Annotated in this window: 23 protein-coding genes, 8 tRNA genes and 1 pseudogene; 14 read left to right on the top strand and 18 right to left on the bottom strand. The window is 71.3% G+C overall.

What is annotated here, in order from left to right:
- Positions 1–48: 48 nt before the first annotated feature.
- The 3 genes from ABD330_RS13130 to pgsA are packed head-to-tail and all read right to left on the bottom strand — an operon-like array spanning position 49 to position 2844.
- The gene (locus ABD330_RS13130; protein ID WP_344464301.1) at positions 49–1230 is read right to left on the bottom strand and encodes a glycosyltransferase family 4 protein; all 1182 of its coding nucleotides are present in this window, start codon (positions 1228–1230) and stop codon (positions 49–51) included.
- A gap of 10 nt (positions 1231–1240) precedes the next feature.
- A complete protein-coding gene (locus ABD330_RS13125; RefSeq protein WP_344464299.1) occupies positions 1241–2158 on the bottom strand; it encodes a phosphatidylinositol mannoside acyltransferase in 918 nt (305 codons plus the stop codon).
- Positions 2155–2844, bottom strand: a complete 690-nt coding sequence (gene pgsA, locus ABD330_RS13120) for a phosphatidylinositol phosphate synthase (RefSeq protein ID WP_344464506.1) — start codon at positions 2842–2844, stop codon at positions 2155–2157. The genes ABD330_RS13125 and pgsA overlap by 4 nt, the downstream gene beginning before the upstream one ends.
- Positions 2845–3055: 211 nt before the next feature.
- Here pgsA and ABD330_RS13115 point away from each other — a divergent pair, with 211 nt between their 5' ends.
- Entirely contained in the window at positions 3056–5113 is a 2058-nt protein-coding gene (locus ABD330_RS13115; protein ID WP_344464297.1) for an elongation factor G, read from the top strand.
- Positions 5114–5390: 277 nt separating this feature from the next.
- Here the strand turns inward: ABD330_RS13115 and ABD330_RS13110 are convergent, their stop codons facing one another.
- Positions 5391–5816, bottom strand: a complete 426-nt coding sequence (locus tag ABD330_RS13110; protein ID WP_344464295.1) for a thiol-disulfide oxidoreductase DCC family protein — start codon at positions 5814–5816, stop codon at positions 5391–5393.
- A 171-nt stretch (positions 5817–5987) separates the two neighbouring features.
- On the opposite strand from ABD330_RS13110, the gene ABD330_RS13105 reads away from it, so the two are divergent.
- Entirely contained in the window at positions 5988–7631 is a 1644-nt protein-coding gene (locus ABD330_RS13105) for a hypothetical protein (RefSeq protein ID WP_344464293.1), read from the top strand.
- Positions 7632–7705: 74 nt separating this feature from the next.
- On the opposite strand, the gene ABD330_RS13100 is transcribed toward ABD330_RS13105, so the two are convergent.
- Together ABD330_RS13100 and thrS are read right to left on the bottom strand one after the other, a co-directional pair.
- Positions 7706–8266: an HIT family protein gene (locus ABD330_RS13100; RefSeq protein ID WP_344464291.1), complete on the bottom strand. Its 561-nt coding sequence runs from the start codon at positions 8264–8266 to the stop codon at positions 7706–7708.
- Between the two features lie 149 nt (positions 8267–8415).
- Positions 8416–10395, bottom strand: coding sequence for a threonine--tRNA ligase (thrS, locus tag ABD330_RS13095; protein WP_344464289.1), 1980 nt, complete (start codon positions 10393–10395; stop codon positions 8416–8418).
- Positions 10396–10683: 288 nt separating this feature from the next.
- On the opposite strand from thrS, the gene ABD330_RS13090 reads away from it, so the two are divergent.
- Complete coding sequence (locus ABD330_RS13090) at positions 10684–11457, top strand: 3'-5' exonuclease (RefSeq protein WP_344464287.1); 774 nt, start codon at positions 10684–10686, stop codon at positions 11455–11457.
- A gap of 54 nt (positions 11458–11511) precedes the next feature.
- On the opposite strand, the gene ABD330_RS13085 is transcribed toward ABD330_RS13090, so the two are convergent.
- Positions 11512–11583: transfer RNA gene (locus ABD330_RS13085), tRNA-Val, on the bottom strand.
- 232 nt (positions 11584–11815) lie between these two features.
- A tRNA-Val gene (locus ABD330_RS13080) sits at positions 11816–11887 on the bottom strand.
- Positions 11888–12276: 389 nt separating this feature from the next.
- Between ABD330_RS13080 and ABD330_RS13075 the strand changes: the two genes are divergently transcribed.
- The 3 genes from ABD330_RS13075 (at position 12277) to ABD330_RS13065 (ending at position 14250) form a co-directional block, all read left to right on the top strand.
- Complete coding sequence (locus ABD330_RS13075; RefSeq protein WP_030459107.1) at positions 12277–12690, top strand: SsgA family sporulation/cell division regulator; 414 nt, start codon at positions 12277–12279, stop codon at positions 12688–12690.
- 388 nt (positions 12691–13078) lie between these two features.
- Positions 13079–13648, top strand: a complete 570-nt coding sequence (locus tag ABD330_RS13070) for a CGNR zinc finger domain-containing protein (RefSeq protein WP_344464284.1) — start codon at positions 13079–13081, stop codon at positions 13646–13648.
- Positions 13649–13737: 89 nt separating this feature from the next.
- Positions 13738–14250, top strand: coding sequence for a DsbA family protein (locus ABD330_RS13065; RefSeq protein WP_344464282.1), 513 nt, complete (start codon positions 13738–13740; stop codon positions 14248–14250).
- 51 nt (positions 14251–14301) lie between these two features.
- Here ABD330_RS13065 and ABD330_RS13060 read toward each other — a convergent pair whose 3' ends face one another.
- From ABD330_RS13060 to ABD330_RS13050, 3 genes are all read right to left on the bottom strand, one after another.
- On the bottom strand, positions 14302–15144 hold the full coding sequence (locus ABD330_RS13060; RefSeq protein ID WP_344464280.1) for a GNAT family N-acetyltransferase: 843 nt from the start codon (positions 15142–15144) through the stop codon (positions 14302–14304).
- Positions 15145–15267: 123 nt separating this feature from the next.
- Complete coding sequence (locus ABD330_RS13055) at positions 15268–16083, bottom strand: aminotransferase class IV (protein WP_344464278.1); 816 nt, start codon at positions 16081–16083, stop codon at positions 15268–15270.
- 22 nt (positions 16084–16105) lie between these two features.
- Positions 16106–17179: a chorismate-binding protein gene (locus ABD330_RS13050; protein WP_344464504.1), complete on the bottom strand. Its 1074-nt coding sequence runs from the start codon at positions 17177–17179 to the stop codon at positions 16106–16108.
- A 322-nt stretch (positions 17180–17501) separates the two neighbouring features.
- On the opposite strand from ABD330_RS13050, the gene ABD330_RS13045 reads away from it, so the two are divergent.
- From ABD330_RS13045 to ABD330_RS13020, 6 genes are all read left to right on the top strand, one after another.
- Positions 17502–17574 (top strand) — tRNA-Gly (locus tag ABD330_RS13045).
- A 38-nt stretch (positions 17575–17612) separates the two neighbouring features.
- A tRNA-Cys gene (locus ABD330_RS13040) sits at positions 17613–17686 on the top strand.
- 33 nt (positions 17687–17719) lie between these two features.
- A tRNA-Val gene (locus ABD330_RS13035) sits at positions 17720–17791 on the top strand.
- 30 nt (positions 17792–17821) lie between these two features.
- A tRNA-Val gene (locus ABD330_RS13030) sits at positions 17822–17893 on the top strand.
- Positions 17894–17955: 62 nt separating this feature from the next.
- A tRNA-Val gene (locus ABD330_RS13025) sits at positions 17956–18027 on the top strand.
- A 41-nt stretch (positions 18028–18068) separates the two neighbouring features.
- Positions 18069–18140, top strand: a tRNA-Val gene (locus tag ABD330_RS13020).
- A gap of 347 nt (positions 18141–18487) precedes the next feature.
- On the opposite strand, the gene ABD330_RS13015 is transcribed toward ABD330_RS13020, so the two are convergent.
- Positions 18488–18697: a hypothetical protein gene (locus ABD330_RS13015; RefSeq protein ID WP_344464277.1), complete on the bottom strand. Its 210-nt coding sequence runs from the start codon at positions 18695–18697 to the stop codon at positions 18488–18490.
- A 448-nt stretch (positions 18698–19145) separates the two neighbouring features.
- On the opposite strand from ABD330_RS13015, the gene ABD330_RS13010 reads away from it, so the two are divergent.
- Positions 19146–20987 (top strand): serine/threonine-protein kinase, encoded by a 1842-nt coding sequence (locus ABD330_RS13010; protein WP_425555519.1) that lies wholly within the window; start codon positions 19146–19148, stop codon positions 20985–20987.
- On the opposite strand, the pseudogene ABD330_RS13005 reads toward ABD330_RS13010, so the two are convergent.
- Positions 20988–21407: pseudogene (locus tag ABD330_RS13005) on the bottom strand (TrmH family RNA methyltransferase); the annotation flags it as partial.
- Between the two features lie 29 nt (positions 21408–21436).
- Here ABD330_RS13005 and ABD330_RS13000 point away from each other — a divergent pair.
- Positions 21437–23095 (top strand): recombinase family protein, encoded by a 1659-nt coding sequence (locus ABD330_RS13000; RefSeq protein ID WP_344464276.1) that lies wholly within the window; start codon positions 21437–21439, stop codon positions 23093–23095.
- Positions 23096–23605: 510 nt separating this feature from the next.
- Here the strand turns inward: ABD330_RS13000 and ABD330_RS12995 are convergent.
- From ABD330_RS12995 to ABD330_RS12975, 5 genes are all read right to left on the bottom strand, one after another.
- Complete coding sequence (locus ABD330_RS12995) at positions 23606–23842, bottom strand: hypothetical protein (protein WP_344464275.1); 237 nt, start codon at positions 23840–23842, stop codon at positions 23606–23608.
- Positions 23803–24240, bottom strand: coding sequence for a hypothetical protein (locus ABD330_RS12990; protein ID WP_344464273.1), 438 nt, complete (start codon positions 24238–24240; stop codon positions 23803–23805). The genes ABD330_RS12995 and ABD330_RS12990 overlap by 40 nt, the downstream gene beginning before the upstream one ends.
- An 83-nt stretch (positions 24241–24323) precedes the next feature.
- Positions 24324–24590 (bottom strand): WhiB family transcriptional regulator, encoded by a 267-nt coding sequence (locus tag ABD330_RS12985; protein ID WP_344464271.1) that lies wholly within the window; start codon positions 24588–24590, stop codon positions 24324–24326.
- Positions 24587–24907 (bottom strand): hypothetical protein, encoded by a 321-nt coding sequence (locus tag ABD330_RS12980; RefSeq protein ID WP_344464269.1) that lies wholly within the window; start codon positions 24905–24907, stop codon positions 24587–24589. The genes ABD330_RS12985 and ABD330_RS12980 overlap by 4 nt, the downstream gene beginning before the upstream one ends.
- Positions 24908–25142: 235 nt before the next feature.
- Positions 25143–25724: a hypothetical protein gene (locus ABD330_RS12975; RefSeq protein WP_344464267.1), complete on the bottom strand. Its 582-nt coding sequence runs from the start codon at positions 25722–25724 to the stop codon at positions 25143–25145.
- Between the last annotated feature and the right edge of the window lie 32 nt (positions 25725–25756).

The raw sequence follows: 25756 nt of genomic DNA, 5'->3' as shown, positions 1-25756 counted from the left end.
CGCGCCGACCGACCGCACCGGCCGGCCCCCGCCCGGCCCGCCGCCGGGTCAGTCCCGGGACAGCCCGAGGCGCTCGCGCCAGCCGACCCGCTCGTCCTCGGCCACCGGCGGCATGCCGTCCGTGACGGTCTCGTACACCGAGAGGATCTCGGCCCCGACGGTCCCCCAGTCGAACCGGCGGACGTGCCGCGAGGCGGCCTCCCGGAGTTTGGCCAGCCGGTCCGGGTCGGCCAGCAGCCGCACCGCCGCGTCGGCCAGCGCCGACGCGTCCTCGACCGGGAACAGCTCGCCCGCCCCGCCGCCGTCCAGCACCTGCTTGAACGCGTCCAGGTCGCTCGCCAGCACCGGAGCGCCCGCCGACATCGCCTCGACCAGGATGATGCCGAAGCTCTCGCCGCCGGTGTTCGGCGCCACGTACAGGTCCACGCTACGCAGCAGCCGGGCCTTCTCCCGGTCGCTGACCATGCCGAGGAACTCGATCTGCCCCCGCACCTCGGGGGCCAGCCCGGCCACCGCCTCCTCCTCGTCGCCCTTGCCGGCCACCAGCAGCCGGACGCCGGGGCGCTCGGCGAGGATCTTGGGCATCGCGGCGAGCAGCGTCGGCAGGCCCTTGCGCGGCTCGTTGATCCGGCCGATGAACCCGATCGTGCCGGGGCGGCCGTCCAGGGCGCCGCCCTGCCAACGCGGCTCCGGCTCGGCGTCGGCGAAGAAGCCGACGTCCACGCCGTTGGGGATCACCACGGCATCCCCGCCCAGGTGCTCGACCAGGGTGCGCCGCGCGTACTCGCTGACGGCGATCCGGGCGCTCATCTTCTCCAGGCTCGGCTGCAGGATCGGCGAGGCGGCGATCATCGCCCGCGAGCGCGGGTTGGAGGTGTGGAAGGTCCCGACCATCGGGCCGGAGGCCGCCCAGGCCGCCAGCATCGACAGGCTCGGCGAGGCCGGCTCGTGGACGTGCAGGATGTCGAAGCGCCCGTCGTTCAGCCAGCGCCGGACCCGGGCCGCCGACAGGATGCCGAAGCTCAGCCGCGCCACGGAGCCGTTGTACGGCACCGCCACCGCACGCCCGGCCGAGACCACGTACGGCGGCAGCGCCGACTCGTCCTCGGCGGGCGCCAGCACGGAGACCTCGTGCCCGAGCGCGATCAGGTGCTCGGCCAGGTCCCGGATGTGGAACTGGACACCACCGGGGACGTCCCAGTCGTACGGACAGACGATGCCGATCTTCACTCCGGCCCCCTCAGCCCTGGACGTTCGCGGCGCTGTCACGGACCGGGAGGTCGGACAGCCAGAGCTTCTGGAGCATGTGCCAGTCCTGCGGGTGCTCCCGGATCCCGTCGGCCCAGATGTCCGCCATCGCCTGCGTCATCGCGGCGGCCTTCTCACGCTGGTCGCCCTCCTCGGGCGGCAGCACCTCCGGGTGGATGATCCCGCGCATCACCGGGCCGTCGTACCAGAGGGTCGCGGGCATCAACGCCGCGCCGGTGCGCAGCGCGAGCGCGGCGGGCCCGGCGGGCATCCGGGTCGGCTCGCCGAAGAAGTCGACCTGCAGGCCCGCCTCGGACAGGTCGCGGTCGCCCACCAGGCAGACCAGCCGTCCCGCGCGCAGCCGCCGGGCGAGCGTGCCGGTCACCGACACCTGCGAACCCGTCAGCGGCAGCACCTCCATGCCCAGGCTCTCCCGGTACGCGACGAACCGGTCGAACAGCGACTCCGGCTTCAGCCGTTCGGCCACCGTGGTGAACGGGTGCCCTTTGACGGCCGCCACCCAGGCGCCGGCCAGGTCCCAGTTGGCCATGTGCGGCAGCGCCGCGACCACGCCCCGGCCGGACTCGATGGCCGCCGACAGCTCCTCGATGCCCTTGATGTCCACGGCGGCGGCGAGCTCGTCCCGGCTCCAGGTCTGCAGCCGGAACGACTCCTTCCAGTACCGCAGGTAGGAGCGCATGCCCTCGCGCGACAGCTCGCGCAGCCGCGCTTCGTCCGCCTCGGGGAAGACCCGGCCGAGGTTCTTCTCCAGCTGGAGCACCCGCTTGCCGCGCTTGCGCCAGGCAGAGTCCGCGATCCGCTCGAACAGGCCCGCGGCCACCGGCTCGGGCAGGTGCTTGAGCGCCGCCCAGCCCAGTGCGTACGCCGAGTCGACCAGTCGTTCCTTCACGCCGTCCCCTCCCCTGCCGCACCCGAGGTCCGGGCCGCGGTGTTCCGCGCCTCTTCCTCCTGTGCCTCGAATGCCTCGCGGCGGACGGTCAGCATCCGCTGCAGCACCGTCACCAGGCTGCCCGCCGCCACCACCCACAGGGCAGTCGGCAGCAGCCACTCCACGTAGTCCACGCCGAAGGTGTGCAGCCCCGCGACCCCGGCCGCGACCAGGCTGATCACCAGCCGCTCGGCCCGCTCCACCAGCCCGTTGACCTTGCAGGGCAGGCCCAGGCTCTCGGCCCGTGCCTTGGTGTACGAGACCACCTGGCCGCTCGCCAGGCAGAACAGCGCGACCGCGCAGAGCAGGTCGTTGTCGCCCTGGCCGGCGTACCACATGGCCAGTCCGCCGAAGATCGCCGAGTCGGCGACCCGGTCCAGCGTGGAGTCCAGGAAGGCGCCCCACTTGCTGGAGGTGCCGGCCTGGCGGGCCATGTTGCCGTCCACCAGGTCGGAGAAGATGAAGAGGGTGATCGTGATGGTGCCCCAGAAGAACTCCCCGCGGGGGAAGAACACCAGCGCACCGGCGACCGACCCGGCCGTCCCGACCAGCGTGACCGCGTCCGGACTCACACCCCAGCGCAGCAGCAGAGCGGCGAAGGGCGTCAGGACACGTGTGAAGAAGGCACGTGCGTACTTGTTGAGCATGGCCTTCCGGACCGCCCCGATCTTGCCGGCGTCCGCCCTCGGCCCCAGCGGGCGACAGGCGGCCGAGCGGATCGGCCCGCCCGGCTGGACAATGGTATCCACGCCGCTCGTGCGCTCTGCCGCCCCACGCCAGCGAGCGCGCATTCGGCCACAACTGGCGCTCACCGAAAGCACTTACGCACTCACTGGACGTGACGGCAGGAGAACAGCCATGGCGGATCGGGGAACACCGCACGCACCGGAGCCCGCTGTCGGGGACTCCGCCCAGCTGCGCAACGTGGTCCTGGTCGGCGCCGCCGGCGCGGGCAAGACCACCCTGACCGAGTCGCTCGCGCTCGCCGCCGGGGCGGTCAACCGGGCCGGCAACGTCCCCGACGGCTCCACGGTCTCCGACTACGAGGAGATCGAGCACCGCCAGCAGCGGTCGGTGCAGCTCTCGGTGGTGCCGGTCAACTGGCGCGGCCTGCGGATCAACCTGCTCGACACCCCCGGCTACGCCGACTTCACCGGGGAGTCGGGCGCCGGGCTGCGCGCCGCCGAGGCGGCCGTCCTGGTGGTCTCCGCCGCCGACCCGATCGGCCTGCCCACCCTCGCCCTCTGGCGCGAGTGCCGCGCCGCCGGACTGCCCACCGCCATCGCACTCACCCACCTGAACGCCGCCCACGTCCGGCTCGACGAGACCCTCGCGGCCTGCCGGGACGCCTTCGGCGACGGCCACCCCGACACCGTCCTGCCACTGCACCTCCCGGTGCTGCAGGGCGGCCGCCCGGCCGGCTCGCTGGAGCTCCTCACCGGCCGCCGGTACGGCGAGCCGGGCGACCTTGAGCCCGCCCTCACCGAAGCGGCCCGGGGGCAGCTGGTCGAAGCCATCGCGGGCGAGGACGACACCCTGCTGGAGCGCTACGTCGCGGGCGAGGAGCTCGACCCCGCCTCGCTGACCGAAGCCCTGCGCCGCGAGTTTCTCCAGGGCACCCTGCACCCCGTCCTCGTCACCGCTCCCCCGCCCGACCCGGCCGGTCCGGCGCCGGGCGCCGCCGAACTCCTCGACCTGATCGCCGAGGCCTTCCCCACCCCGCTGGAACGCGCCGACGGCCTGCCGCCCGGCGACCCCGAGGCCCCCGCAGCCGTCCAGGTCGTGCACACCGGCGAGGACCCGTACGTCGGCCGGCTGAGCCTGGTCCGGATCTTCACCGGCACCCTGCGCCCCGACACCGTCCTCCACCTGGCCGGCCACCCCGACGAGCGCGTCACCGCCCTGAGCATCCCCTTCGGCAAGCAGCAGCACCCCGTCCCGCTGGGCCTTCCCGGCGACCTGGTCTGCCTCGCCAGGCTCGCCGCCGCCCGCACCGGCGACGCCCTCTACGCCGACCCGGCGGCCGAGCCGTTCCTGGAGCCCTGGCCGCAGCCCGAGGCACTCCTGCCGACCGCCGTCGAGGCGCACAGCAAGGCCGACGAGGACCGGCTCGCCCAGAGCCTCGGCAAGCTGAGCGCCCAGGACCCGGCCCTGCGGGTGGAACAGAACGCCGACACCCACCAACTCGTCCTCTGGTGCACCGGCGAGGCCCACCAGGCCGTCGTGCTGGACAGGCTGGCGAGCCGCTTCGGCGTCCACGTCGACACCGTGCCGTACCAGGTCGCCCTGCGCGAGACCTTCTCCACCACCGCCAGCGGGCACGGGCGGCACGTCAAGCAGTCCGGCGGCCACGGGCAGTTCGCGATCTGCGACCTCACCGTCGAACCCCTGCCGGGCGGCGGCTTCGAGTTCGTCGACAAGGTCGTCGGCGGCGCCGTGCCGCGCAACTTCGTCCCCTCCGTCGAGAAGGGCGTCCGCGCCCAACTCGCCCACGGCGTCCGCGCGGGCTACCCGCTGGTGGACGTCCGGGTCACCCTGACCGACGGCAAGGCGCACTCGGTGGACTCCTCCGACGCCGCCTTCCAGACCGCCGGCTCACTGGCCCTGCGGGAGGCCGCCGCCAACGGCTCGATCCGGCTGCTGGAACCCGTGGACGAAGTCCAGGTCCTGCTGCCCGACGAGTACCAGGGCGCGGTCCTCACCGACCTCTCCGCCCGCCGCGGCCACGTCCTCGGCACCGAACCGGGCGGCCCCGGCCTCAGCCTGGTCCGCGCGGAAGTCCCCGAACTGGAACTCACCCGCTACCCCGTCGAACTCCGCTCCCTCTCCCACGGCACCGGCCACTTCACCCGCACCTACGTCCGCCACGCCCTGATGCCGGCCTCCCTCGCGGCCCAGTACTCCCACGCGTCCTGAGCTCCGCCCGGGGCCGGGGAAACGCGGGTTCACCCTTCAACACCGGTTACCCCCAGGGGCGCGGGTTCACCGTTCAGGACCGGTTACCCCCAGGGGCGCGGGGAACTGCGCGACCAGGGCACGACGTCCGTGCACGGTTGATCGCGCAGTTCCCCGCGCCCCTGCTGTGGTTGCCCTGAGCTGCAGAGTCCCGCGCCCCTGCTGTGGTTGCCCTGAGCCGCACAGTCCCGCGCCGCTGCCGTGGTTGCCCGAGTGCGTACGTTCCCCCGAGGTCGCCCTACCTCTTGGGCATCGCACAGGCCGGCGTCCCCCCCGGCAGGTGGTGCCGGTTGCGGGCGACCAGGCGGTAGAACGCCGCCGCGACCGGCCGTACCGGCGGCAGCGTCAGCACCGCGCCGAGGTAGGCCCAGACGCCGCCCGCCCGCATCAGGACCCGGGCCGCTGCCTGCGCCCCCTCGTACACCTTGCCGCCGGGCGTGACCCAGAGGATCTGCTGCTCGGCCCGCTCCCGGCTGACCAGCCCCCGGCCGCCTGCCCGGGCGTCGAGCGCCGCCAGGTCGGCGAACTGGAACGGGACGGCCTCCCACCCGGCGGAGTCCAGGCTCGCCCGCAGGTAGCGCTCCGCCGTGATGACGCAGGTCGTACAGAAGCCGCAGTCCCCGTCGAAGATCAGGACCGGATCCCTCGTGATGTCCTCAGCCATGCCCTGATCCTCTCACCGCGGCCGCCGGGAGGATCGATACGACCCCGGAGTGGGCACCCTTCAGAAAAGACCGGTACCCGGCCGGATGTGACCGATGTTCAGCCGATGCTCCGCGCGGCGGGGCGGCCTCACGGTAATCTGCCGCTGACAAGGGGAGGAGGGGAGACCACCGTGACCAAGTTGGACATGACCCCCGGTGCGCAGATACCCCGCACGGATGTCGGACCGCAGACCGCGGTGACCCAGCTGCTCTCCTCCGCCGCGTACCGCGACCTCCCGGTCGAGGGCCTCGACGGCGTCGGCGGGATCACCATCAAGAAGGGCCGGTTCTACGACCTGTTCCGGCCGAGCGTCGGCGAGGCGTTCAGCCGTGCGGTGATCGACCGGACGCTGCGTCCCAAGCGCAACCCGCTGGTGCCGTCCTTCGGGACGGACACCCGGATGGTGGTCGAGCACTGCCTCGCCGCCGAGGAGCTGCGCCGGGTGCGGGACCAGCAGCTCACCCTGGTGACGCTGCTCACCGGCCTGCTCTTCCTGCCCGGCACGCTGGTCTGGCTCGCCCTCTTCGAGGTGCGTGCCTACTTCCGGCGGACCAGCCCGTCCCGCGAGGGCTTCTACAGCACCTTGGCCCTGCTGGCGGCCGCCGGGCTGGCGGTCCTGCTCGCGATCCGGCCGCCGTTCACCGGGCTGCTCGCGGTCTACTTCCGCGTGACGATGCTGGTGCCGGTGGCCGGGTGGTTCGTCGCCAAGCGGATCTGTCTGCGCAGCGTCCAGGGCCTGCGGGACCGCTGGGGCGGGCTGGTCGACGGCAGCGCGCTCGCCGCGACGGTCCCCAAGGCGGTGCCGCGTGACGACATGGACAAGAAGGCGAACGAACTGCGGGCCCAGCTGGACCGGCTGACCTCCGAGCAGGAGACCAACATCCAGCACTACGCCGGCTCGAAGGGCATCCTCGGGGCGGGCATGCGCTGGGGCGTCTGGGAGGTCGTCGAGGAGCTGCGCCCCGCCGAGGGTCACCCGGACTTCCGGGCCTTCCACCCCTGGGACCTGACCCGGCGGATCACCGCCCGCCTCGGCGGCCTCGGCCACAGCGAGGTGGCGGGCGCGGGGATGCCGCACGTCTCCGTCCAGCAGTGGGTCGTGCTGGACATCCCGGAGGGCGCGGACGAGATCGGCCGTCCCGGCGGCGCGGAGATGGACGGCTACCGGATGCGCGACTTCGGCATCCAGCAGATCGCCAACCGGCAGTCCCTCGGCACCGACAGCCGGCACCGGCTCGCGACCCAGCTGGTGCTGCACAACGGCCAGCTGGTCTCGACCCTGCTGATCGGCGTCACGGTGATGAGCAACACGCTCCGGGTCTCGGTCTCCGGGTACGCCCTCGGGCCGTTGAACGGGTTCTTCGGGGCCAAGCCCAAGCCCAAGGAGAAGAACATCCCGAAGACGGGCAAGTTCTGGGAGGAGCGGACCGTCCAGCTGCCCCTGATCGACAACGACGAGGTGGTCCGCCAGGCCGTCCGGGCGCCCTTCGCCGGGATGCCCACCCTGCTGACCTGGCTCGGCGGTTCGATCAAGCTGCCGGAGCCGTTCTCGCTCCGGGCGTCCTGGGCCGACCCGACCTGGAAGAGCCGGTTCAAGGCGGACGACGTGATCTACGGCGCGACACCGGTGGTGAACGCGGTGCTCGTCGCGATCATCGAGTTCCTGGAGGAGCACGACGTCAACGTCGAGCGCTTCACCGGCCGGGGCAGCATCCTGAAGTCCGAGATGCAGGGCGTCCGGCCCTTCCGCGCCGACAACTACGACGCGGGCTGACCTCCGGTCAGGTCGGCGAGCACGTACGCGGGGCCCGTGCCGGATGGCACGGGCCCCGCTCCGTAGCCGGCCGCTCAGCCCTGCGGCCAGGCCTCGGCGAGCATCTTGCGGGTGTCGGCGAGCAGCTGCGGCAGCACCTTGGTGTGCCCCACCACCGGCATGAAGTTGGTGTCTCCGCCCCAGCGCGGCACCACGTGCTGGTGCAGGTGCGCGGCGATGCCGGCGCCCGCCGCTTCGCCCTGGTTCATCCCGATGTTGAAGCCGTGGGCGCCCGAGGCGGTGCGCAGCGCGGTCATCGCGTTCTTGGTGTAGACCGCGAGTTCGGCCGTCTCGACCTCGTCCAGCTCGGTGTAGTCGGCCACGTGCCGGTACGGGACGACCATCAAGTGGCCGCCGTTGTACGGGTAGAGGTTGAGCACCGCGAAGACGGCACTGCCCCGCGCCACGATCAGCCCGTCCTCGTCGCTGAGCGACGGGATCGTGCAGAACGGGCAACCGTCGTTCGGAGCCGGGCCGGTGGGCTTGTTCTCGCCCTGGATGTACGCCATCCGATGGGGGGTCCACAGACGCCTGAAGCCATCCGGCTCCCCCACGCCCCGCTGCAGTTCCGGCTCACTCGTCATGCTGATCAGCATATTCGCCGTGGGCCGGATGCAAAGCAGTGCGGGGCAGACTCGTTGTGAGCCCGCCCCGCACCTTGACCCCCGCGAGCGCGGGGCCGCATCTCGGCCGTCGCATCTTCCAGCGCGACACCCGAGTCACCCCCGCGCGTGCGGGGCTCGCGTCACACCTGGATGCGGCGCTCCACGGCGTCGACGATCTCGGCGATCGCCTCGTCGAGCGGCACCGCGTTCTTCTGCTCGCCGCTACGGTAGCGGAACGAGACGGCGTTCGCCGCGATGTCCTCGGCACCCGCGATCAGCATGAACGGGACCTTGGATTTCTGAGCGTTGCGGATCTTCTTCTGCATCCGGTCGTCCGAGGCGTCGACCTCGACGCGGATGCCGCGCTTCTTCAGCTCGGCCGCGACCTCCTGGAGGTACGGCACGTGCTCGTCGGTGATCGGGATGCCGACCACGGTGACGGGCGCGAGCCACGGCGGCATCGCGCCGGCGTAGTGCTCCAGCAGCACCGCGAAGAAGCGCTCGATCGAGCCGAACAGCGCGCGGTGGATCATCACCGGGCGCTGGCGGTTGCCGTCCGCGCCCTGGAACTCCAGCTCGAACCGCTGCGGGAGCTGGAAGTCGACCTGGATGGTCGACATCTGCCAGGTGCGGCCGATCGCGTCCCGCGCCTGGACGGAGATCTTCGGGCCGTAGAAGGCGGCGCCCTCGGGGTCGAGGGTCAGCTCCAGGCCCTGCTTCTCGGCCGCGTCGGCCAGCGCCTGGGTGGCCTCGGCCCAGTCCTCGTCCGAGCCGACCGACTTGTTCGGGTCCTGGGTGGAGAGCTCCAGGTAGAAGTCGTTCAGGCCGTAGTCGCGCAGCAGGTCCAGCACGAAGGTGAGCAGCGAGTCGAGCTCGCCGGCCATCTGGTCCTTGGTGCAGTAGATGTGCGCGTCGTCCTGGGTGAAGCCGCGGGCCCGGGTCAGGCCGTGCACCACGCCGGACTTCTCGTACCGGTAGACCGTGCCGAACTCGAAGAGCCGCAGCGGGAGTTCGCGGTAGGAGCGACCCCGGGAGCGGAAGATCAGGTTGTGCATCGGGCAGTTCATCGGCTTGAGGTAGTAGTCGTTCTCGCCGTCGAGCTGCATGGGGGGGTACATGCCGTCGGCGTACCAGTCGAGGTGACCGGAGAGCTCGAACAGGGTGCCCTTGGTGGCGTGCGGGGTGTAGACGAACTCGTAGCCCGACTCCTCGTGCCGCTTGCGCGAGTAGTCCTCCATCGCGCGGCGCATGACGCCGCCCTTGGGGTGGAAGACCGCGAGGCCGGAGCCGATCTCCTCCGGGATGGAGAAGAGGTCCAGCTCGCTGCCGAGCTTGCGGTGGTCGCGCTTGGCGGCCTCGACCAGGAAGTCGAGGTGGGCCTTCAGCTCGTCCTTGGTCGGCCAGGCCGTCCCGTAGAGGCGCTGGAGCTGCTTGTTCTTCTCGCTGCCACGCCAGTAGGCGGCGGCCGAGCGCATGATCTTGAACGCCGGGATCATCCGGGTGCTGGGCAGGTGCGGGCCCCGGCAGAGGTCGCCCCAGCAGAGGTCGCCGCTCTTGGCGTCCAGGTTGTCGTAGATGGTCAGCTCGGCGCCGCCCACCTCGACGTTCGCGCCGTCCTCGGCGGAGGCGGCCGAGCCCTTGAGGCCGATCAGCTCCAGCTTGTACGGCTCGGCGGCCAGCTCCTCGCGGGCGGCGTCCTCGGTGACCACCCGGCGGGAGAACTTCTGCCCGCGCTTGATGATCTCCTGCATCTTCTTCTCGATGGCCTTGAGGTCATCGGGGTGGAACGGCTTCTCGACGTCGAAGTCGTAGTAGAAGCCGTCCTTGATCGGCGGGCCGATGCCGAGCTTGGCCTCCGGGAAGAGCTCCTGCACGGCCTGCGCCATCACGTGCGCGGTGGAGTGCCGCAGGATGTCCAGGCCGTCCTTGCTGCTGATCTCGACCGGCTCGACCTCGTCGCCGTCCTGCACCTGGTACGCGAGGTCCTTGAGCGCGCCCGCGACCCGGGCGGCGATGATCGAGCGGTCGTCCGCGAACAGATCGGCGGCCGTGGTGCCCGTGGTCACCACGCGCTCTTCCCGATCGGGTTCGCGGTTGATGATTACCCGGACGTCCGTCACCGGTCTCTCCTGACGTGTGGATCAGTGTGGCGCAGCACAGCGCTGCGTTGACGATGGTACCGAGAGCGGCGCCCCGGCCGTGCACCTGTACCACCCCGCCACCCGATCGATCGGGTGATCGCTCCGTCACTCTCGGCGATATTTCCGCCCGGAGCCGGCCCACGGTGGATTGAGTGGGCCTCAACTGCGGTATCACCAAGGCAGATAGCCGCCGTCCGCGGCGCACCTCCGGTCCTCGGTGGTGCGCCGCGCACCGCCCAGGCCTGACGCTCGCCCTGAGGGACAGTCATGCAGGAATCCCGGCACTGGTACGAAGGCCCGCTCGCCTCTTTCGACACCGAGACCACCGGCGTGGACGTCGAGACCGACCGCATCGTCTCGGCCGCCCTCGTCCTCCAGCCCGCCGCCGGGGCCGGCACCCGGGCCGCGACCTGGCTGGCCGATCCCGGCGTCCCGATACCGGACGGCGCCCGCGCGGTGCACGGCATCACCGACGAGCAGGTGCGCAGGCACGGCCGCCCGCCGCGCACCGTGGTCGCCGAGATCGCCCTCGCGCTGGCCGAACAGGCCCGCGCGGGGGTGCCGTTGGTGGTGATGAACGCGCCGTACGACCTGACGCTGCTCGACCGCGAGCTGCGCCGGCACCGCGAGCACTCGCTCGCCGACTTCCTGGCCGGGTCGGAGCTGCTGGTGCTCGACCCCCGGGTGCTGGACAAGTACGTGGACCGCTACCGCAAGGGCCGGCGCACCCTCACCGACCTCTGTGCGCACTACGGCGTGGTCCTGACCGGCGCCCACGACGCCGCCGCGGACGCGCTGGCCGCGATGGAGCTGGTCCGCGCCCTCGGCGCCCGGCACCCCGGGCCGCTGGGGCAGCTGACGCCCACCGAGCTCCAGCTGCGGCAGACGATCTGGTACGCGGCGCAGGCCCGCGGCCTGCAGAACTGGTTCGACCGCTCGGGCACCCCGGAGCAGGTGGACTTCTCCTGGCCGCTGCGCCCGGCCCGCTGCGAGTGCGGGCGGCGGGTCTCGGCGGGGCACCGGTGCGAGGCCGCGGCCTGAAACACCTCAGGCCCCGACCGAACTTCCGGTCAGGGCCTGAGTGTTGTTTCCGGGTGGGCGATACTGGGATCGAACCAGTGACCCCTTCGGTGTGAACGAAGTGCTCTCCCGCTGAGCTAATCGCCCGGGCAACGAGAAGAAGATTAGCACTACTTGGCGGGTGGTCCGCAACTCCGCCCCTGCGGGCCGGGCCACCACGGCCACCGGTTCCGTTGCGGAGCACGGCCGGTGATTGCGAATCAGCTCGACGGACCGGCCACCGGGGTGAGGTCGGGCCGCCCTCGGGCACACCGTCGGAAAATACATCGGGCCCCGACCATTAAATGGCCGGGGCCCGACATATCACAATGCATTCCGGTGGGCGATACTGGGATCGAACCAGTGACCCCTTCGGTGTGAACGAAGTGCTCTCCCGCTGAGCTAATCGCCCGGGTGCAGAGAAAACATTACCGCATCCGGATGGGTGCTCCGAACACCCGGCCAGCCCCCTGCGGCGGCCCGCACCCAGCACCTGCGATCACCGACAGTCCGCACGTGCTCACCCTTCGCCCCGGCCTCCCTCCGACGACAGCGGGCCGTCCGCCTCGGCCCTCCGGGACGAAGGTTTGGCGTTTCGTACAGCCATGCGGCTAAAAGCGCCGAGTTGCCCGTCCGGCCACGGCTCCGGGCGCCGCCGGGCGGATTCCGCAATGCGCCGGAAGGGGTACGACTCGCGCCCGAATCGGGACAGACGGGTTTACACCGGGCTTTCAGGTGGGATGGTCCGTTCGCCGACGTGCGATTCCCCGAGCGCACACTGAGCGAAAGGCCCTGGCGCTTATGAACACCACGGTCAGCTGTGAGCTGCACCTGCGCCTCATCGTGTCCAGCGAGTCGTCACTGCCCGTCCCCGCGGGCCTGCGCTACGACACCGCCGACCCCTATGCCGTGCATGCGACGTTCCACACCGGTGCCGACGAGACCGTGGAGTGGGTGTTCGCCCGCGACCTCCTCGCGGAGGGGCTGCACCGACCCACCGGTACCGGCGACGTCCGGGTGTGGCCCTCGCGCAGCCACGGACAGGGGGTGGTCTGCATCGCGCTGAGTTCTCCGGAAGGAGAAGCCCTGCTGGAGGCCCCGGCCCGCGCGCTTGAGTCATTTCTCAAGCGCACCGACGCCGCCGTGCCGCCCGGCACCGAACACCGTCACTTCGACCTGGACCGGGAGCTGTCGCACATCCTCGCCGAAAACTGACCGCACCGGCGGTGGGGCCGATCCTCAGAACCGCGTCCGTCCTACTCGGGGGCACGGTCGCACTCCCAGCCGCGCACCACGCGGCCTCGGGCACCGTCCCGGGCCGCTCCCACCGGAGCAGCCCGGTCACACCTCACCCGCACCAGCCGCGCGCGGCACCCTCTCCACGGCACGTGGGCGAAGGCGTCCGACACCGGTGCCGACCACCCGATCCAGGATGGCCGGCGCCGGTGTCGGGCGCCTTCGCCTTTCCCGCCGCTTCCCGGTGCCGGGCCCCGGCCGCCGGCTCCCGGGCCGGGCTCCCGGGTGCCCCGGACGGTTCCCGGTAGAGTCACCGGTGATGACGGATCCGGGAGGCCGAGTCCCCCGCCGCGCGAGGAGCCCTCACGTGCTGATCACCCATGACACCGAGTGCGCACTGAGCATTCTGGTCGAGCTGCTCAACACCGCGCCCGAGGCCTGCGGCAGCGAGCAGCTCCCCGACGTGGCCGCGCTCGGCTCGTTCGTCGTCGGGCAGGAGATCAGCGAGATCGACTCGCTCACCCCCGCGGACCTGGCCGCCGTGCACACGCTGCGGTCGCAGCTGCGGGCGGTCTTCTCGGCCGACTCCACCCCGCGCGCCGCCGAGCTGGTGAACTCGGTGGTCGCGGCGGCGGGCACCACGCCCCGGCTGACCAACCACGACCAGCACGACTGGCACATCCACTACTTCGCGCCGCACGCCGCGCTGGGCGACCACCTGGCGGCGGAACTCGGCATGGCACTGGCGTTCATCGTGATGGCCGGCGAACGCGAGCGGCTGCGCCGGTGCGAGGCGCCGGACTGCGCCCGGGTCTTCGTCGACCTCTCCCGCAACCGGTCCCGCCGCTACTGCGACAGCCGCACCTGCGGCAACCGGCTGCACGTGGCCGCGTACCGCGCCCGGCAGCGCTCGGCAGAGGCCGTGCCGGCCACCTGACCCGCTCCGCCCGCCCCATGGCTCAGGGCCGGGCCCCCGGGCCTCCGGGGCGCGTCCGGGACCCGTCGGCGGGTGGGAGACTGGTCCGCATGATCGAAGGTTCCGAAGGTCCCCTCCCCCGGGTCGAGTTCTGGTGCGAGCTCCAGTGCCCCGACTGCCGCGCCGCACTGGACGACGTACGGGCGCTGCGCGCCCGCTACGGCGACGCGCTGGTGATCGAGCTGCGGCACTTCCCGCTGGAGAAGCACAAGCACGCCTACGCCGCCGCCGAGGCCGCCGAGGAGGCGTTCGCCCAGGGCAACGGCTGGGAGTACGTGGAGGCGCTGCTCGCCAGGGTGGACGAGCTGGACCGCGGCGGACAGAAGCTGCTGCTGGCGGTGGCGGGCGAGGTCGGCCTGGACACCGAGGAGGTCGAGGTCGCGCTGATCGACGGCCGGCACATGCTGATCGTGGACGCCGACCAGGCCGAGGGCCAGGCGATCGGGGTCACCGGCACGCCGACGTACGTGGTCGCCGGGCAGCGCCTCGACGGCGGGAAGAGCCAGGACGGCCTGCGCGAGCGGATCATCGCGATCCTGGAGGAGCACCGCGCCGGGCAGTGAGCGCCGGGCTGCGTGTGGCGGGCGCCGCCCGCCTGACGGCCGGCGCCCGGCTCAGATCAGCGACTTGCCGAGGATGCGGTTGGTGACGCGGTAGCCGAGCGACTCGTAGAGGTTGACGGCCACCGTGTTGCCGCTGAAGACGTTCAGGCCGAGTTCGCGGACACCGGCCGCGAGGCACTCGCGTTCGGCGAGCAGCATCAGGGCGCGGCCGTAGCCGTGCCCGCGCTGTGCCGCTTCGACCTCGACCGTCATCACCCAGGCGAGCAGGGCGCCGCTCGGGAGGGTGTCCTGGTGCAGGTTGACCCAGAGGCTGCCGAGCGGGGCGCCCTGCGGGCCGTACAGCCCGCGCAGCACCACGCCCCGGGTCCCGGGGCCCTGCAGGAGCTGCTGACGGTGGTCGGCCTCCGACTTCGCGCGGGCCTGCTGCTCGCTGAGCCCGGAGGTGCGCAGGTCGCGCAGGTACGCCTGCTGCGCCGCCGCCAGCCAGCCGGGGTACTCCTGCGCGCCGATCGGACGGGCCGTCAGCCCGGCCGGCAGTTCCGGGGCCCGGGTGAGGTGCTTGGCCATGTTCCGCATCCGCTCGGTGTAGCCGAGCGCGACGGCCAGACCGAGGGCCGGGCCGGCCGTGGCGGGGACGTTGACGTCCACCCGGGAGCAGCCCCAGCCGCGCAGCACCTCCTCGGCCGCCAGGGCGCCGATGGTGGCGCGGCCGCGTCTACGGCCCTCCGTGACCTCCAGCTCGGAGATCTCCCCCCAGCTCTGGGTCCCCCTGGGGAGTGCGGTCGTGCGCAGGCCGCCGACCCGGCGGCCGTTGACACAGATCTGCCAGCAGCGGCTGCGGCCCCCGCCGGGGACGGCTTCCTCGGGGTGCAGCGGGCGCAGGGTGGTGGTCATGGAAGCTCCCTTCCCTGCACGCGGAGCTTCTACCCGGCCACGCACCGGACGGCCGAACCCGGGGCCGGGTCGCTGACGGGGTGGGCCGGTCAGGAGGTAGGGCCGGTCACGGGATAGGACCGGTCACGGGTCGAGGTCGTCGGCGCTGCGCTCGGCGAACTGGGCCATCGCCTTGAGGGTCACCGGCCCGGGCGCCGTGAGCTGCCGCTCGTCCGAGCGGGAGACGGCCTGGACGTCGCGGAGCGTGGAGGTGAGGAAGATCTCCTCGGCCCGGTCCAGCACGTCGAACGGCAGGTCGGCCTCCTCGGCCCCGGTCCAGTCGGCCACCAGCTGCCGGGTGATGCCGGCCAGGCAGCCGGAGTCGAGCTTCGGGGTGAGCAGCTGCCCGTCCAGCACGACGAAGACGTTGGAACCGGTGCCTTCGCAGAGCAGCCCCGCGGTGTTGGCGAACAGGGCCTCCGAGGCGCCGGCCCGGTTGGCGGCGGCGAGGGCGACCACGTTCTCGGCGTAGGAGGTGGTCTTCAGGCCCGCGACCGCGCTGTGCTCGTTGCGGCGCCAGGGCACGGTGTGCACGGCGGTGGTGTCGGGGCGCCGGGCGGCGGTGCCGATCGCGACGACCAGCGTGGTGGCGTCGGTGCCGCGTTCGGAGCCGAGCGGGGAGAGCCCGCCGGTGTACGTGACGCGGATCCGGCCGAGCGGCATCGGGTTGGCGCGCAGCACCTGGGCCACGGCCTCGCGGACCAGGTCGTGGTCGGGGTCGGCGAGGCCGAGACCCCGGGCGGAGCGGGTGAGGCGCTCCAGGTGGCGGGTGAGAGCGAAGGGACGGCCGTCCACGGCCTTGACGGTCTCGAACACGCCGTCGCCCACGGTGAGCCCGTGGTCGAGCACCGAGACGGTGGCAGCCGCGCTGTCCACCAGGGAGTCGTTGACCCAGATCATGGCTGTCCTCGAAGTGGTGCGGTCAGTAGGAGCCGGCACCCGACGCTATCGCGACCAGGCGGGCTGCCTTGAGTTCCGTCTCGTCCCACTCGCGCTCCGGGTCGGAGCCCCAGGTGATCCCGGCGCCGGTGCCGAACCGCAGCAGCGGTCCGCCGCTCGGGCCGGTGCCGCTCCGGTCGATCCAGAACGTGCGGATGCCGACGGCGAGTTCGGCCTCGCCCCGGTCGGCGTCGACCCAGCCGATCGCACCGCAGTAGGGCCCTCGGGGGGCGGTCTCCAGTGCCTCGATGATCCGCAGGGCGCTCGACTTGGGCGCGCCGGTGACGGAGCCGGGCGGGAAGGTCGCGGCGAGCAGCTCGGGCCAGCCCGCTCCGTCGCGCAGGGTGCCCTGGACGGTGGAGACGAGGTGGACCAGGCCGGGGTGCTTCTCGACCACGCAGAGGTCGGGGACGGTGACGGTGCCGGTGGCGCAGACCCGTCCGAGGTCGTTGCGGACGAGGTCCACGATCATCACGTTCTCGGCGTGGTCCTTCTCCAGCAGGTCGTGCTCGGTGCGGCCGGTGCCCTTGATCGGACCGGAGGAGACGGTCCGGCCGTCGCGGCGGAGGTAGAGCTCGGGGGACGCGGTGGCGATCTCGACGCCGTGGTCGGGCAGTCGGACGGTGCCCGCGTAGGGGGCGGGGTTGCCGTGCGCGAGCAGTCCGGTGAGGGCGTCGACGTCGGTGCGGTCCGGGTCGGGCAGCGGCGCGGACAGCACCCGGCAGAGGTTGGCCTGGTAGACCTCGCCGGTGGCGATGTGCTCGCGGATGCGCCGCACTCCGGCCGTGTAGGCGGCCCGGTCCAGCGAGCTGTGCCAGCTGCCGGGGTGCGGTCCGAGCCACCCTCCCCCTGCCCGGCCCCCTGCCGAGCCCCCGGCGGCTGCCGACGGCGCGGCACGCACCGGACCGGGGTCGGGGCGGACGTCGTCGAAGCGGGCGCAGGTGAGGCGTCCCTCGAAGTCGTAGGCCACGGCCCAGAAGCCGGACGAGTCGAGCGCGGCCGGATCGGAGGTGACCTCGCGCAGCCCGGTCGCGAGGCGGCCGCCGAAGCGGGCCATCGGGGCGGTGGCGGTGAGAGCGGGACTGCGGCCGGACACGGTTCTCCTGCACGGATTCGGTGCTGCCCCGCGCGGACGTCAGGCGTGGGGAGGGGGATCGCCCGGGAGTTCGCCGGGGACCACTGCGGTGGCTGAAGTGTAGGTCGGCCCCGGTGAGCGGCGCGGATCGCACGCTGCGGAGCGCCCGCCCGGGGTGCCCGCCGGAGGTCCGGCCGCGCCACGCTGCGGGAACGGAATTTGAGCTGGTCCAGGTTTCCGCTAGAGTTCAACACGTCGCCGGGAAACGGAGCCGCAAACAAGCGGTGAAGTGACCGGGAGACAGGCGGACGTGGCTCAGTTGGTAGAGCATCACCTTGCCAAGGTGAGGGTCGCGAGTTCGAATCTCGTCGTCCGCTCGATGGAGAACGTGTAAGATCGTTCTTCGAAGTTGCCTGGTGGAGTGGCCGAGAGGCGAGGCAACGGCCTGCAAAGCCGTGTACACGGGTTCAAATCCCGTCTCCACCTCCAAGAGGTACCCCTGGTCCGCCAGGGGTCCTCCCCGCGCGATTAGCTCAGCGGGAGAGCACTACCTTGACACGGTAGGGGTCACTGGTTCAATCCCAGTATCGCGCACTCAGCCCTTCGGGGGCTACGCAGGTCCCGGCGCGATTAGCTCAGCGGGAGAGCACTACCTTGACACGGTAGGGGTCACTGGTTCAATCCCAGTATCGCGCACTCGACCCCCGTGGGGTCAGCAGCATGTGTTGGTTGCATGCACCACCAGCGGTACACACCCGGCGTGATTAGCTCAGCGGGAGAGCACTACCTTGACACGGTAGGGGTCACTGGTTCAATCCCAGTATCGCGCACTCGGACCCGTCAGGGACCGTCCGCAAGTCAGCACGTACCCGCGCGATTAGCTCAGCGGGAGAGCACTACCTTGACACGGTAGGGGTCACTGGTTCAATCCCAGTATCGCGCACCGCAGGAACGAAGGCCGCGATCCGATCAGGATCGCGGCCTTCGGCGTGTCAGGAGCCGGGGCCGCAGGAGGCCCAGGGACAGGTACCAGGAGCAGGCTCCGGGGTGGAGCGGCGGAGCCTCGGAGTCGTCCGTACGGTCCGTCAGAGCTGTTGGCGGGCACGACAGGGGTGGCACGTACACGGAGGTACCGGGTGCGGAGGCCCTCACCGGCTCTCCGTACCCGGCACCTTCGGTCTGCCGAGGCGTGCTGCGCACCGCTCCCGCCCTGCCACGTCCGTCCCGGTGGCGGGCTGTCCTCGCGGTGTGCGCGGCGCTCTCGGCCGGCGCTGATCCCGTCCCCAGGGGTCAGCGCCCGATCAGGTCGGCGACCGCCTTCGTCTGCACCGCCAGCTGCTCCCAGCCGCCGAAGAGTACGAGCAGCAGGACAGCGCACGGCACGACCATCGCCAACGCGATCATCGGGTGCCTGGTGCCGGCCTCCGCGCCCGGAGGCTGCCGGAAGGCCGACCCGTGGGGGCGACGGCGTCGTGCGGCTCCGGTGAGCTGCGTGGCCATGGTCGTCTCCTGCCGTTCTGCTGCTGACTTGTACCGCCGGCCTCGGTCGCCGACGGCGGGTCGGTGCCTTGGAGCGGTGGGCGGTTGCCTCGGGGGACGAGTGGGCCGCCCACCGCTGACATCAACGCTACGGGCCGGGCCTTAAGCAGTCGTCATGCCCGCGTACCGCTCTTGGGGCCTCCCCTGGGATGAGGCCGGGCCCTCCGGCGTACTACCCCAGGTGGACAAGAGATCGCGCAGATCCCCGAGGGAACCCTGAGACCGCCCCTGAGGGGCTGCTTCGTGCCTGCTCACAGGGGTCGCGGACGGGGATCCGACAATCCGACCGGTGCCGCAGGTGTTGCGTATCAGCACACCGCAGCGCGCAGTCCGTAAGCTGTGCCGGACAGGATTCTGACGATGCCCCATCCGACGGGGCCTCACTCCCCAGGCTGAACAGGAAGCGGACATGGCGATGATGCGGCTGCGGCGTGAGGACCCCCGCATCGTCGGCCCGTACCGACTGCACCGGCGGCTCGGGGCCGGCGGGATGGGCGTGGTCTACCTCGGGTCGGACCGGCGGGGCCAGCGCGTCGCGCTCAAGCTGATCCGGGCCGAGCTGGCCGAGGACGCCGAGTTCCGTACCCGGTTCGCCCGCGAGATCGCCGCCGCCTCGAAGATCCGCGGCGGCTGCACCGCACGCGTGGTCGGCTCGGACATCGAGGCCGACCGGCCCTGGCTGGCCACCGCGTACGTCCCGGGGCCCTCGCTCTACAAGCGGGTCGGGGAGGAGGGCCCGCTGCCGTGGCCGGAGACCGCCCGGATCGGCTCGGCGCTGGCCGACGGGCTGGTGAAGGTGCACGAGGCCGGGGTCGTCCACCGTGACCTCAAGCCCTCCAACATCCTGCTCTCCCCCAAGGGCCCCCGGATCATCGACTTCGGCATCGCCTGGTCGCGCGGCGCCAGCACCCTCACCCACGTCGGTACGGCGGTCGGCTCGCCGGGCTTCCTCGCGCCCGAGCAGGTCCGTGGCGCGGCCGTCACGCCCGCCACCGACGTCTTCGCCTTCGGCGCCACCCTCGCGTACGCGCTGACCGGCGACTCGCCGTTCGGCTCGGGCGCCTCCTCCGAGGTGATGCTCTACCGGGTGGTGCACGAGGAGCCCGACCTCTCGGCCGTGCCGGCGCCGCTGGCGCCGCTGGTGCGGGCCTGCCTGGCGAAGGAGCCGACCGAGCGGCCCGGGGCGGCCGCGCTGCACGAACGGCTGAGCGAGCTGGCCGCACGCGGTGCCGCGCTCGGCGGTACCCGGGCCCGGGGTGCCGCGGGCTCCCCCGCCGCCGAACCCGCCCGGCCCGCCGTACCGCCGCCACCGCAGCGCCGGCCGCACGGGCAGTCGGCGACCGCGCCCATGCCGCGCCCCGACCTCGGCGACCAGCCGCGCGAGCACGCACGCGACCACGTTCGCGAGCACGCGCGCGACCGGGCCGCCGTCCCGGCGGGCGGGCGTGCGGCGGGGGCGCGGGACCGTCAGCACACGCCGACGCCCGGCCGGCCCGTCCTCGGGCGGCCGGCGGGCGCGCGGCAGCGGCTCGCCCGGCAGCGGGCCGTCGTCTTCGTGACCGTCACCGTCGGTGTCGCGCTGGCGATCGCCGCGGCCCAGGGGTGCGAGAACCGCAGCAAGCAGGGGATGCCGCCCGGCCCGGCCGGGTCCGTCCCGTCGGCCTCGGCGCCGGTCTCGGCCGCCGGGTCGGCGCCCCCGGCCGGGCTCTCGGTCGACGGGGTGCAGCCGCCCGCCGCGCCGTTCGCCGCGGTGGCACGCGGCACCGGCGATCCCGCGCTCGGGCCGGCCGTCGGCAGCGTCCCCGCCGTGGACTGGCCGAACCGGAGCTACACCGACCCGGCGGGCGGGGCGGCGATCCGGCTTCGGGACGGGCACTCCACGGCCGAGAACGCCCAGATCGCGCTCAGCACCGTGCTGCCGGCCCGCTACCGGGACGCCCCGGCCGCGCTGGTGGTGCTGCGGCGGGCCGAGGGCGCGGTACCGGTGGATCTGGTGGAGCTCTTCGGCTTCAGCGGCGACACACCCGTCCTGCTGGCCGCCCGGGCCTCCGCCGCCGACGCCCAGGCCGTGGCCGCCTGGCGCATCGAGGGCGGCGCGCTGATCCGGGACGAGCGGGTCTCGCAGACCGGCGCGGGCTCCTCCACCCGCTACAGCGTGCGGGCCGACGGCACCCTGGACGAGTCCTGGCCCGGCGCCGCCGTGTCGGGCGGCAGCACCGGCGGCGCCGGCGGCAGCGCCTCGGGCAGCTGATCAGCCCGCGGTGACCGCGTAGAAGGCGACGGCCGCCGCCGCACCCACGTTCAGCGAGTCGATGCCGTGCGCCATCGGGATCCGCACCCAGTGGTCGGCCGCGTCCAGGGCCTTGCGGGTGAGACCGTCACCCTCCGCCCCGAGCATCAGGGCGGCCTTCGCCATCCGGTGCGGCGCCGCCTCGGCGAGGTCGACCGCGAACTCGGCCGGGGTGAGGGCGAGCAGCTGGAAGCCTGCGGCGCGGACGGCCTCCAGCGAGCCGGGCCACGGCTCCAGCCGGGCGTACGGCACGGCGAAGACGGCACCCATCGAAACCTTGACGGCCCGTCGGTAGAGCGGGTCCGCGCAGTCCGGGGAGAGCAGCACGGCGTCCATCCCGAGGGCGGCGGCGCTGCGGAAGATCGCGCCGAGGTTGGTGTGCGAGCCAGAAACATACACTTGTTCGAGACTTGCACAGGGAAGGACCAGCCTTGCTCACCACCACAGCTGAGACGTGCGAAGACCTACAGGTACGTCGGGGCATCGGCTACGTCCGAGTATCCAAGAAGCGCCGCTACATGATCTCCCCCGAGGTCCAGGTCGAGTCCATCGACGGGCTCGCCAAGCGCGCCGGCATCGTCCAGGTCGCCGAGCCCATCCAGGATCTCGGGCTCTCCGGCCGTGACTTCGCCAAGCGCCAGATCGGCAAGATCGTCAGGATGGTGCAGGACGGCAAGGTCGATGTCGTCATGCTCTGGAAGTGGTCACGCTTCGGCCGTAACGTCCTGGAGTCGCTCCAGAACATCCAACTCATCCTCGACGCGGGCGGGCAGATCATGGCCGCCACCGAGGATTTCGACGGACGAACAAGCGTAGGCCGGCTGCAGATCACCCAGATGCTGGGCTGGGCCCAGTTCCAGTCGGACCAGATCGGGGAGGGCTGGCAGAACGCCGGAGACTTCCGACGGCGGGCCGGGCTGCCTCACAGCGGGTTCAAAGCCTTCGGATACAAGCTCTGCGAGACCTGCCCACCCGTCGAGTCGGGTACGCCACGGAACAAGTGCGCGGCCTGCCGCGATGGGATCCTCAAGATCGATCAGCTCACCGGTCCGATCCTGGCTGACGTCTACCGCCGCGTCGCCTTCCTCAACGAGCCGATCCACTCGGTCGTCAGGGACCTGCGCTCCCGGGGTATACGTTCGACTCGGGGCGGGGTCATGGACACCCAGGCCGTCTACAAGGTGCTGGACAGCGGGTTCGGCCTCGGCTGGGTCCGCTGGCGATCCAAGGAGAAGATGGCCAAGGACGCGGGGAGCCGCAGCTCGCGGCCGGAGGCGTTCGACATCTGGCAGCGGGGCGCCCACGATCCCGTGATCGAGGACGAGGCCGAGCGCGATCTCCTGTGGTTGATGTACTTGGCCAAGCGTGGCGACGCACCCACCACGCCCAAGGGCCACTTCGACCCCAAGTATTCGGTGTCCGGCCTGATGCGTTGCCACAGGTGCGAGCGGAACATGGCCGCGTACAGCCTCGGCAAGGCCGGCGACGAGAAGTACCCCCGGCTCCCCAACGGAGATCGTGACCCCCACAACGTCAAGTTCCTCTGCCAGCGGGGCAGCGTCATCCTGAAGGACTGTGTGGGTTCCGGCAGCATGTCCCTGTTCCGGATCGAGAACGAAGTCCTCGAATGGCTCCTGGAGCAGGCCCAGGGCGAGGAGTCCGTGCCCTTCAAGATCAAGCAGATCGCCGGGGTGAAGGCCCGCCAGGATCGGGACGACGAGAGGATCACCCGCCGTCTCAGTGAGCTTCGGGGCGAGAGGTCACGGCTTGTCCAGGGCTACATCAAGCAGATCATCCCCGAGGAGAACTACTTGGAGGAGAAGGAGAAGCTGGATGCCGAGCTCGCCGAGCTTGAGGCCTCCGCAGCCACTCCCCCGCGCATCGAGTACCAGCGCCCGCCGGCCGGTCACTTCACGACCCTGGCCGAGGAGTGGAAGCACATGTCCTACAGCCGCAAGCGTCAGGCTCTCTCGATGGTGATCTCTCACATCTACGCGCCGCCGATCTCCAGCCGAAGCGAGCGCCGGATCAGGGTCGTGCCGCTCTGGGAGGTGGGGGAGGCAGCGTGACAGTCGTCAGGCTGCCCCCCTGACAGCTTCATCGTGCTCGAAGGGCGCGGCCTCGCGCCGCGCCCTCTCGATGGCTGCTTCGGCGATCACGGTCCAGAACCGATCCCAACAGGTCTCCCTGGACTGGTCGCCAGCAGGTGCCACGGTTACGCCTTCCCGTCGTAGCGAGGTTGACGTCTCCTCATGGCGCAACCTCAGACCGGAGCCTATCAAGACACTCAGACAGTTCGCGAGACATTTTGGCCGCCCCAGGTGTAGCGGCGGCCTCCATCTTGGCGTCCGTGGCAGCGGAGGCAGAGGGTCACCAGCTCGGAGTCTGCTGGTCCTCGGCCGAGTTGGGCGAGGATTCGCTCCGGGATGAGGTGCTGAAGTGAGAGGGTGACTGGTCCGCCCATCTGTCTGCCGAGCGCTCCGCATTGGCGGCATCGGTAGTTGTCGCGCTGGTAGACGCGGGTCCGCTGGGGGCCGCGTTTCCATGCTGATGTGCGATAGGCGGGTCGGCGGCCGGCTTCAGGCATCGGCGTCCCGCCCCCGGTTGTTGTGCCACCACTTCAGCTTCGCGGCGAGTTGACGTTCTCGGCGGGCGTCGCAGCGGACGCACCAGCCGTTGGCCGAGCGGGGGTCTACGAAGCGGTTTCCGCAGGCTGGGCAGAGGGTGTCGCGTTCGCAGGCGAGGAGCTGTGCGAGGGTGCGGACTTCGTCGGCGGTCAGCTCCAGGTCGTAATCCTCATCGTGATCTCTGAGCACCAGACACCTCCTTCGATACTGCCGTACCGCACCTTGGTGATGGTGGTGTCTGCCTGCTGGGCGAAGCCGGGGAGGCCGGCTGCACAGGTTTCGAGAGCAGCGGTGATGGCCTCGGCGCGGTGGACAGCGCTCTTGGTGACCGCCGGATCGAGGATTCCCGTGTCCAGGGAGCTGGGTACGGCTTCGAACCACGCGAGGGTGATTACGTCCTCGTTGGAGTAGGTGGAGCTGGTGGTCTCCAGCTGTGGGTCACGCTCTTTGGGGAAGAGCGCGAGCAGTGGGCACATGGCGGGAGTGACGACCAAGGGCCTGGCGTAGAGCTGGGTTTGGTGTGGCGGCAGGGTGGTGCTGGCGGGGATGAAGGCGGCGAGTGCGTCGATCGCATCGGTCACGCTCATAGGGCAAGCCTATGGCCGTTTCAGGGGTGTTCGGGCAATCGTGAAGCCCCAGCCGACGGGGACGGCTGGGGCTTCGGGGCTGTTCAGGCAGCTTGGGCGCCTCGGGCGATGCGTTGGGCCTTGCGGCGGAGGTACTCGCGTTCGCGGTCGGTGGCGCCTCCCCAGATCCCCTGTTCGCGGTTGGCGATGGCGTGGGCAAGGCAACGTGTCCGGACGATGCAGGTTCCGCAGATGGCCTTGGCCTCGACTTCGTCCGTTGCGGCAGCGGTCCCGGCGGGGAAGAAGCAGCGGTCGGCATCGTCAGCGTCGAGGCGGGCACAGGCGCCGCGCTGTTTCCATTCCTGGGTCATGCAGCGGCGTCGAGTGCTTCGGCGGTCACGGCGTCGTGTGCGATGTCCGCGAGGGTGGACAGATGGGTGTCGAGCACCTGTTGGATGGTCTCTGCCACAGGGAGGGCCGGGGAATAGGAGGCAAGGAACTGCATCGCGATGGTGGCGCATGCCTGGAAGCCGGCCAGGTAGGCGAGTGTGCTGACGCTGCTATCCGGCTCTTGCCCTCCCCGGCGGATGAGTCGGCGCACGCCGACGTACTGCTCGACATTGGCGACCTGCCGCGATATGCCCTGCTCGGCGCGAGGGTGATGTCGGGCGGGTTGGGCCATGTGCATCGTGTACTCCCCGGTACTGACCCTGCCGACTGGGGTCAGGCATGTCTGTTCTGGCGGACCATGGGGCCCGTAGGTGTCTACGACACTTGCGTTGATCGTATGTGGAGGAGAAGGCTCCGTCTAGGCTTTTTCGCAGGTCAGAGGGCATTTCTGTAGTGGACGACAGTTTGGTCTGATGGCATGCAAAAGGCGCACACAGCGGATGCCATGTGCGCCTTGCAGCCTACGGGGAGGGTCAGACAGCAGGAGCCGGCGAGATGCCGACGATCATGCCCTGGCCCATGTTGGTGGAGATCTCGAAGGCCCACGTACCGCTGCTGAGCAGGTGCACCGCCTTGAGCTTCGCCTCGCCGAAGGCGAGAGCACCGACAACTGATCGCAGACTGCTGGGCTGGCCGACCATCCGGCCGGCCCAGACGCCCGGGAAGCGGCCGGGGATCTCCAGATCCTTGACCATGATCCCGCCGTCAGGGTGCTCGCGGCCGACAGTTCCGGCCACCGGCCACATGCCGGCAGTCTCGTCGTACGTACGGATGACTACACCCGACGGGTCGCCATCCGGGATCAGGGCAGGCGGAGGGTTGTGATCGGGGCGGAACGCGGCTTCGCGGCCGACCTTGCCGCGCTCGATGCGGAAGCCGGCCTCAGTGAGGGTGTCAACGACGTGGTTGACGACACTGAGGGCCGTTCCCTTCTCGCCTACGAGCTGGGACCGGGTCATGAAATCCACTGTTCCAGTGAGCCGTTCAGCGATTTCCCTGCCCGCAGTTCCCGGCCTGAACAGTTGGTCGAGGTCCAGTTGGGGGAGTGTCGACATAGGGGCTCCGTAGCTAGGTCTGCCGCTGCGGG

Source organism: Kitasatospora kazusensis (assembly GCF_039529945.1).
GTDB lineage: Bacteria > Actinomycetota > Actinomycetes > Streptomycetales > Streptomycetaceae > Kitasatospora > Kitasatospora kazusensis.
Note: the sequence above shows the minus strand (reverse complement) of the source record. Positions and strands in the feature narration are given on the sequence as shown.

Coding starts and splice junctions, on each gene's coding strand:
- ABD330_RS12990 (WP_344464273.1), bottom strand. CDS start 24,240: ATGAGCGTGACCGATGCGATCGACGCACTCGCCGCCTTCATCCCCGCC.
- ABD330_RS13075 (WP_030459107.1), top strand. CDS start 12,277: ATGAACACCACGGTCAGCTGTGAGCTGCACCTGCGCCTCATCGTGTCC.
- ABD330_RS12980 (WP_344464269.1), bottom strand. CDS start 24,907: ATGCACATGGCCCAACCCGCCCGACATCACCCTCGCGCCGAGCAGGGC.
- ABD330_RS13010 (WP_425555519.1), top strand. CDS start 19,146: ATGGCGATGATGCGGCTGCGGCGTGAGGACCCCCGCATCGTCGGCCCG.
- ABD330_RS13060 (WP_344464280.1), bottom strand. CDS start 15,144: ATGACCACCACCCTGCGCCCGCTGCACCCCGAGGAAGCCGTCCCCGGC.
- ABD330_RS13090 (WP_344464287.1), top strand. CDS start 10,684: ATGCAGGAATCCCGGCACTGGTACGAAGGCCCGCTCGCCTCTTTCGAC.
- ABD330_RS13100 (WP_344464291.1), bottom strand. CDS start 8,266: ATGCTGATCAGCATGACGAGTGAGCCGGAACTGCAGCGGGGCGTGGGG.
- ABD330_RS13015 (WP_344464277.1), bottom strand. CDS start 18,697: ATGGCCACGCAGCTCACCGGAGCCGCACGACGCCGTCGCCCCCACGGG.
- ABD330_RS13065 (WP_344464282.1), top strand. CDS start 13,738: ATGATCGAAGGTTCCGAAGGTCCCCTCCCCCGGGTCGAGTTCTGGTGC.
- ABD330_RS13110 (WP_344464295.1), bottom strand. CDS start 5,816: ATGGCTGAGGACATCACGAGGGATCCGGTCCTGATCTTCGACGGGGAC.
- ABD330_RS12975 (WP_344464267.1), bottom strand. CDS start 25,724: ATGTCGACACTCCCCCAACTGGACCTCGACCAACTGTTCAGGCCGGGA.
- pgsA (WP_344464506.1), bottom strand. CDS start 2,844: ATGCTCAACAAGTACGCACGTGCCTTCTTCACACGTGTCCTGACGCCC.
- ABD330_RS13115 (WP_344464297.1), top strand. CDS start 3,056: ATGGCGGATCGGGGAACACCGCACGCACCGGAGCCCGCTGTCGGGGAC.
- ABD330_RS13055 (WP_344464278.1), bottom strand. CDS start 16,083: ATGATCTGGGTCAACGACTCCCTGGTGGACAGCGCGGCTGCCACCGTC.
- ABD330_RS13050 (WP_344464504.1), bottom strand. CDS start 17,179: ATGGCCCGCTTCGGCGGCCGCCTCGCGACCGGGCTGCGCGAGGTCACC.
- ABD330_RS12985 (WP_344464271.1), bottom strand. CDS start 24,590: ATGACCCAGGAATGGAAACAGCGCGGCGCCTGTGCCCGCCTCGACGCT.